The sequence below is a fragment of the Actinomyces polynesiensis genome (assembly GCF_000820725.1).
Classification (GTDB): domain Bacteria; phylum Actinomycetota; class Actinomycetes; order Actinomycetales; family Actinomycetaceae; genus Pauljensenia; species Pauljensenia polynesiensis.
Genome location: NZ_CCXH01000029.1, coordinates 1 through 5,511, shown reverse-complemented (window position 1 = coordinate 5,511; position 5,511 = coordinate 1). Strand labels below are relative to the sequence as shown.

At 71.0% G+C, this 5,511-nt stretch carries 8 protein-coding genes and 1 tRNA gene; 3 read left to right on the top strand and 6 right to left on the bottom strand.

What is annotated here, in order from left to right; genetic code table 11:
- The 4 genes from TA90_RS01205 to TA90_RS01195 all read right to left on the bottom strand — a co-directional run.
- Positions 1–370 (bottom strand): translation initiation factor IF-2 N-terminal domain-containing protein (locus tag TA90_RS01205; protein WP_043534202.1); only part of this gene is annotated, 370 nt, incomplete at its 3' end.
- A gap of 60 nt (positions 371–430) precedes the next feature.
- On the bottom strand, positions 431–745 hold the full coding sequence (locus tag TA90_RS13580) for a YlxR family protein (RefSeq protein WP_197067814.1): 315 nt from the start codon (positions 743–745) through the stop codon (positions 431–433).
- Between the two features lie 95 nt (positions 746–840).
- Entirely contained in the window at positions 841–1,884 is a 1,044-nt protein-coding gene (nusA, locus tag TA90_RS01200) for a transcription termination factor NusA (protein WP_043534201.1), read from the bottom strand.
- Positions 1,885–1,891: 7 nt separating this feature from the next.
- Positions 1,892–2,362: a ribosome maturation factor RimP gene (locus TA90_RS01195; RefSeq protein ID WP_043534200.1), complete on the bottom strand. Its 471-nt coding sequence runs from the start codon at positions 2,360–2,362 to the stop codon at positions 1,892–1,894.
- 71 nt (positions 2,363–2,433) lie between these two features.
- On the opposite strand from TA90_RS01195, the gene TA90_RS12980 reads away from it, so the two are divergent.
- From TA90_RS12980 to TA90_RS12975, 3 genes are all read left to right on the top strand, one after another.
- On the top strand, positions 2,434–2,889 hold the full coding sequence (locus tag TA90_RS12980) for a hypothetical protein (protein ID WP_147513302.1): 456 nt from the start codon (positions 2,434–2,436) through the stop codon (positions 2,887–2,889).
- Positions 2,840–3,613 (top strand): hypothetical protein, encoded by a 774-nt coding sequence (locus tag TA90_RS01190; RefSeq protein WP_187120060.1) that lies wholly within the window; start codon positions 2,840–2,842, stop codon positions 3,611–3,613. Before TA90_RS12980 ends, TA90_RS01190 begins: the two co-directional genes overlap by 50 nt.
- A 304-nt stretch (positions 3,614–3,917) precedes the next feature.
- Complete coding sequence (locus TA90_RS12975; RefSeq protein ID WP_052450345.1) at positions 3,918–4,769, top strand: MarR family winged helix-turn-helix transcriptional regulator; 852 nt, start codon at positions 3,918–3,920, stop codon at positions 4,767–4,769.
- 139 nt (positions 4,770–4,908) lie between these two features.
- Here TA90_RS12975 and TA90_RS01180 read toward each other — a convergent pair.
- Together TA90_RS01180 and TA90_RS14780 are read right to left on the bottom strand one after the other, a co-directional pair.
- A tRNA-Asn gene (locus TA90_RS01180) sits at positions 4,909–4,980 on the bottom strand.
- A gap of 146 nt (positions 4,981–5,126) precedes the next feature.
- Positions 5,127–5,511: hypothetical protein (locus tag TA90_RS14780; RefSeq protein WP_043534199.1), on the bottom strand; the 385-nt coding region annotated here is incomplete at its 5' end.

The window sequence follows — 5,511 nt, the reverse complement described above, 5'->3', positions numbered from 1 at the left end:
GGGTCCCTGCCTCGTGGTGCTCGCCAGGGTGCGGGCGCCCTGGGGCATGGGGCTTCTCCGAGGTCGCGTGCGCGCCACCCTCGTGCGGGGCGGTGGCCCCGGCTGAGGGCGTCGGGGCCGCCTCGGTCTTCTTCGGTGCCGCGGGAACGGACGGCCCGGGCTTCCTCGGTGAGGGCTTCTTCTTCGCAGCCGCGTCCGCCTTCTTGGGGGCGGCGGCGGCATAGTGCTCGCGCACCGTGCGCACGACGGGGGGTTCCAGCGTCGATCCCGACGCCTTGACGAACTCACCGTTCTCGCGCAGGTGCGTCAAGAGCTCCTTGCTGGTGATTCCGAGCTCCTTGGCGAGCTCGTGGACACGCAACTTTGCCACGTTTCTCCTGTTCGGATCCGCCTCCGAACCGGAGACGGGGTCACTTGTCTTGCTGGCAGCTCATCGCTGGGTACTCATCGGGTGCCCATCGGCTTCCAACCCGCTTCCATCACTCGTTGTCCGACACGCTGTGCGCGTCGCTGACAGTGGCGCCACTCCCGCCAGCTCGACCCACACCCGTTCCCCCACGTCATGAGGGATGCGGAGGGCACGGGTCAGTGCCTTGCGGGAACGTGCCCTCTCGATGCACCGGGGATCCGGATGGATCCAGGCGCCCCGACCGGGACGGTCACACCTGGGGTCCACCGTGGCGGACCCGTCCGCGGCGACGATGCGGACCAGGTCCCCACGCGCCACACGCCTGCCACAACCCACACAGGTGCGGATCGGGCCGGTGACGACGTCCCCGGCCCGCGCGAGTCCTGCGGTGTGGTGTGGCAACCCGTCCAGTGTAGCGGAGGCCACCGTCCTCACTCGTCGGAGGTGCGTGAGCGACTCGTCACGTCGTCCGGTGTCGAGGACCGCGAGGCGTGGACGTCGTCCCCGGTCTCGGTGTCGGCGTGGATGTCGATGTGGTAGTTCGTCAGGCGTGCGGCCAGACGGGCGTTCTGCCCCTCCTTGCCGATGGCCAGGGACAGCTGGAAGTCCGGGACCACGGCGGTGGCCGTGCGGTTCTCCACGGAGTGGACCACCACGCGGGTGACCCGGGCCGGGGACAGGGCGTTGGCGACGAAGTGGGCGGGGTCGGCCGACCAGTCCACGATGTCGATCTTCTCGCCACCCAGCTCCGCCATGACGTTGCGCACGCGCGAGCCCATGGGGCCGATGCAGGCACCCTTGGCGTTGACGCCGTCGCGCGTGGCGGTCACGGCGATCTTCGTGCGGTGCCCGGCCTCCCGGGCGATCGCCTTGATCTCGACGAGGCCCTGCTGGATCTCGGGGACCTCACGCTCGAAGATGCCGAGCACCAGACCGGGGTGGGTGCGCGAGAGCGTGATCCGGGCACCGCGTTCGGTGCGCTCCACGGAGATCACGTAGGCGCGGATGCGGTCACCGTGGTGGTACTCCTCGCCCGGGACCTTCTCGGAGTCCGGGAGGACGGCCTCGAAGTCGTCGGTGAGCTTGACCAGGGTGACCCGGCCCTCGCGGCTCTGCTGGGCGATGCCGGTGACGACCTTCCCGGTCTTGGAGGCGAAGTCGCCCAGGACCCGCGCATCGTCGGCGTCGCGCAGGCGCTGCATGATGACGGAGCGCGCGGTCGTCTGGGCGATGCGTCCGAAGTTGGAGGGGGTGTCGTCGAACTCCCCGATCGGGTTGCCCTCCTCGTCCTCCTCCGTGGCCATCACCGTGACGCGACCGGTGCGCTGGTCGATCTCGATGCGCGCCCGGGAGATGGCTCCGGGAATGTTGTGGTAGGCCTTGAGCAGGGCCTCCTCGATGGCCTCCACGAGCGTCCCGAGGCTGACGCCCTTCTCCTGCTCCACCATGCGCAGTGCCGTCATGTCGATTTCCACGGTCGACTCACTCCTCCGAACCGAACTCGACGCGCGGACGCGCCTTCTTCACATTTCCGAGAGCGATCGTAGTCGGCTCGCCGTCGACCTCGACCGTCACGGTGTCCTCCCCCACCTCGCGCAGGCGGCCCGTGAGGGTCCCGCCCTCGCGGAGCCTGATCCTCACGAGTCGTCCGAGGGCGCGGCGCCAGTGGCGCGGAAGCGTCAGTTCCCGCTCCGCGCCGGGGGTCGAGACCTCCAGGACGTACTCCCCGTCGATCGGGTCGGCGGCGTCCATGGCCTTCGAGACGGCGCGGGAGACCTCCGCCAGTGTGTCGGAGTCCACCTCGCCATCGTCCCCCGCGACGTCGACGACGACCCGCACCACTGCCGTGCCGTTCTGGTGGAGTTCGACCACGGAGTCCAGCGCCAGTCCGGCACCGGCGACCACTCCCTCCAGGAGGGGGCGCAGGGCTGCTGGTTCTCGGGGGGAGGCCACGACGGCTCCTTCTTTCTGGCGACACGGCGGTGTGGGACATCGTACCCGGAGCGTCGTGGGATGATTCGTGGGTGATTCCGCAGCCTCCCCCCCACCCTGCCCGCGTCGTGCGGACGGGGGCCGACCCGGACGGTGCTGGGCGGACGAGGGCGGGGCTGGCTGCCCTGACGGCTGTGGTGCTGGCACTGTCCCTGTCGGGGTGCGACCTGCGGTTCGAGTCCTCACCCGGCTCCCTGCCCGAGTTGAGCGGCATCGCCGCCGTGCGCGACATGGCGGCCCGCTCGGAGTCCGCCGCGGCGGCGAGGGCGGACTCCCTGTCCGCGAAGGCCACAGCCTGCGAGGAGTGCCGGAAGGTCCTGGACACGGTCTCCGCCGATTCCTCCGCCCGACTGGAGGCCCTGGGCGGGTTGTGGGACCCGTGGGACGGGGCCACCCCCGAGGGGGCCGAGGCACCCGCTGCTGTCGCCGACGCCCCCGATGCAGCCACAGGAGTTCGTGACCTGGCTGGCGCTGTCGGCCACACGTGACCTCCGCGCCGTCACCGACACCGACATCGAGGGGGCGGACGCGCGCCTGGTGGCCTCCGCGGCGCTCGGGCGCCTCGTCTCGGCCCACGAGCTGGCCGCCGCCTACGGGGTGGACCTCGACGACGGGATCGAACAGGTCACGTTGCTCGACACGCGCCTGGCCCGGCTCCTGGGCCAGGAGGACACCTCGGGCGCCGGGTGGGGTCTCGGCGACCTCCTCGACGCTGCCCAGTCCGGGGACGACGCCCTGGTCGGGACGGCGGCAGGACAGGCCGGCGCCGACGACCCGGACCAGGAGGGCACGGACGCCGACCAGCAGTCGGGGACGTCCTCGCCGATCTCCGAGTCGGCCGACCTGCAGGCCTCCACCGAGCTCTCGGCGGCCGTGAGGACCTGGGACTGCGTCGCCCAGATGCTGCCGCGAGCGCAGGTGGTCGACAAGTCCATCGACGACGCCTCCGCACGCGCCGACCGCCTCCTGACCCGGGCAACGGCCACTCTCGACGCCGGAGTGGCCGACACCCGCGAGGAGCGCTGCCGGCTGTCCACCTCCGACGTGCCGACGCTCGACGCGCTGGTCCTCAGCGCGGACCTGGACCTCTTCACCTCGGAGTCGCAGTCGGTGAGGGCCTACGGCACCACCCTGGTCACCGACGACATCGACACGTGGTCGACCTCTGGTGACGCGGCCCCCGGCCCCCTCCCCGGCACCAGCACCCACTGACCCTCCCCGCCGAAGTCCGCTCTGTTCCAGGGCTGAGGTCCGCTCCGTTCTGGGGCTGAGGTCCGCTCCGTTCTGGGGCTGAGGTCCGCTCTGTTCTGGGGCTGAGGTCCGCTCTGTTCTGGGGCTGAGGTCCGCTCATCCAGCCCAGGAGCCGCCCGATTCCGACCCGCCTATCGCGCGTGGTCCGGGGAGACGGCCCACTCGCCTTCCGGTGCCCGCGGAGATCAGCCCCGCACACCCGTTGACAGATCGTCAGGTACCTTCATATATTCATCAGGTACCTACACACTTAGGAGGTCCAGAGATGGACGACAACATGAACACTGATCGGGCACGGATGCCCGACGACCACGACCTGACCGCGATCCAGGGAACCTCGGAAGTCCCCGACACCGACGCGGCACCACACTCTGCGGGGTCACACACCCCCGACGAGGACTCACTCTCCCGGTCCGTGATGCGGCTGGGACGCCTGCTCATGCGCCATGAGCACATCACCCGCGACGGACGCCGCGGCCGGAGCGCCCGCGTCGGTCAGGGGCGGGTCCTCGCACTCCTCGCCCTGCGCGAGCCGCTGGCGCAGAAGGACCTCGCGTTCCTGCTGGGGGTCCGCCCCCAGTCGCTCAGCGAACTGCTCGGCAAACTCGAGCACGCCGGCCTCGTCGAGCGTCAACGTGACGAGGCCGACCGCCGTTCCACGCTGGTCAGCCTGACCGCGGAGGGACGGGGCGCCGCGGAGGAGGCCACCCGCTCGGGTGCCTCGGACACGGATCCCTTCGATGTCCTCGACGAGGACGAACGCGCCGAACTGGCGCGCCTGGTCGGCAAGGTCTCCCAGGGACTCATCGAGGCCGACGGCGAGCCCGGTCCCCGCGGTCCACGCGGCGACGGGCCCCACCGTGGCGGCAAGAACCGCCGTGGACACGGGTCACCCTGGGAGGGTGGCCGCGAGGGGTACGAGGGCGGCCGCGAGCACGACCCGGAACACCGCCGGCACGGCGAGGGCCGTCGCGGACGCGATGAGGACCACGTCGGACGCGACGCCCGTCACGACCGTGGAGCCACCGAGCAGGACCGCCCTGCACGGGAACGCGGACGCCGCGGGCACCGCTGGGGACGTGGGGCGTTCCGCACGGGCGGTCCCGCCTGGGCATGAGCCCGGCGAACCCGGGCGGGTACCCGCAGGCACCGTCCGGTGCCCGCAACCCGTGACGCCCGGACGTCGCGACCGCGCCGGATGTGCCACTGACAGCAGGAGGGCCTGCCCCGAACGGGGCAGGCCCTCACACCTTCTGCTCCGGCGACTGGATTCGAACCAGTAACCGTCCGATTAACAGTCGGATGCTCTGCCGTTGAGCTACGCCGGAATGTCGTGCGTGGATGATGTTAGCGAGCAGCAGGCACACCCGGCAAATCAGGAGGACGTGGCGGTCGACTCACAATGCCCCGCCAGCTGGCCCGATGTGTGCACCCCCACACTTCCGCGCGGACGGAGCAGGTGGGTGGGACGGCCTCAGTCCAGGCCGACCCCGTCGCGGACCTCACGCTCGAGGGCGTCGGCCAGCCGTCGTCCGTCCTCGTCGAGCGGGCCGTCGGCGACGAGTGTGGAGAAGAGCTGCCCGTCGTCCCGGCGCCTCACCGCGGCGACCACCGTCGTGCCCTCGGCGGTGAGCGCAGCCTTCTGCACCACCAGCGAATGGTTGACCCGCTCGGTGACCAGGGCCATGAACGCCCCGGGATCGGAGGAGACCGTCCTGACGACCATCGGGGACCTGGCCGGATCGACCCAGGTGACCGTCAGGCCACGCGAGGCAGCGTCCCAGCGCACGCGCTGGACCTCGTACCACATCCCGGAGTCCTCGACCCCGCCCTCCCCCACCAGGATGACCGCGTACTTC

Bases quoted from the DNA above. Each gene is read 5' to 3' on its own strand.
- TA90_RS01190 (WP_187120060.1), top strand. From the start codon at position 2,840: ATGCAGCCACAGGAGTTCGTGACCTGGCTGGCGCTGTCGGCCACACGT.
- TA90_RS12975 (WP_052450345.1), top strand. From the start codon at position 3,918: ATGGACGACAACATGAACACTGATCGGGCACGGATGCCCGACGACCAC.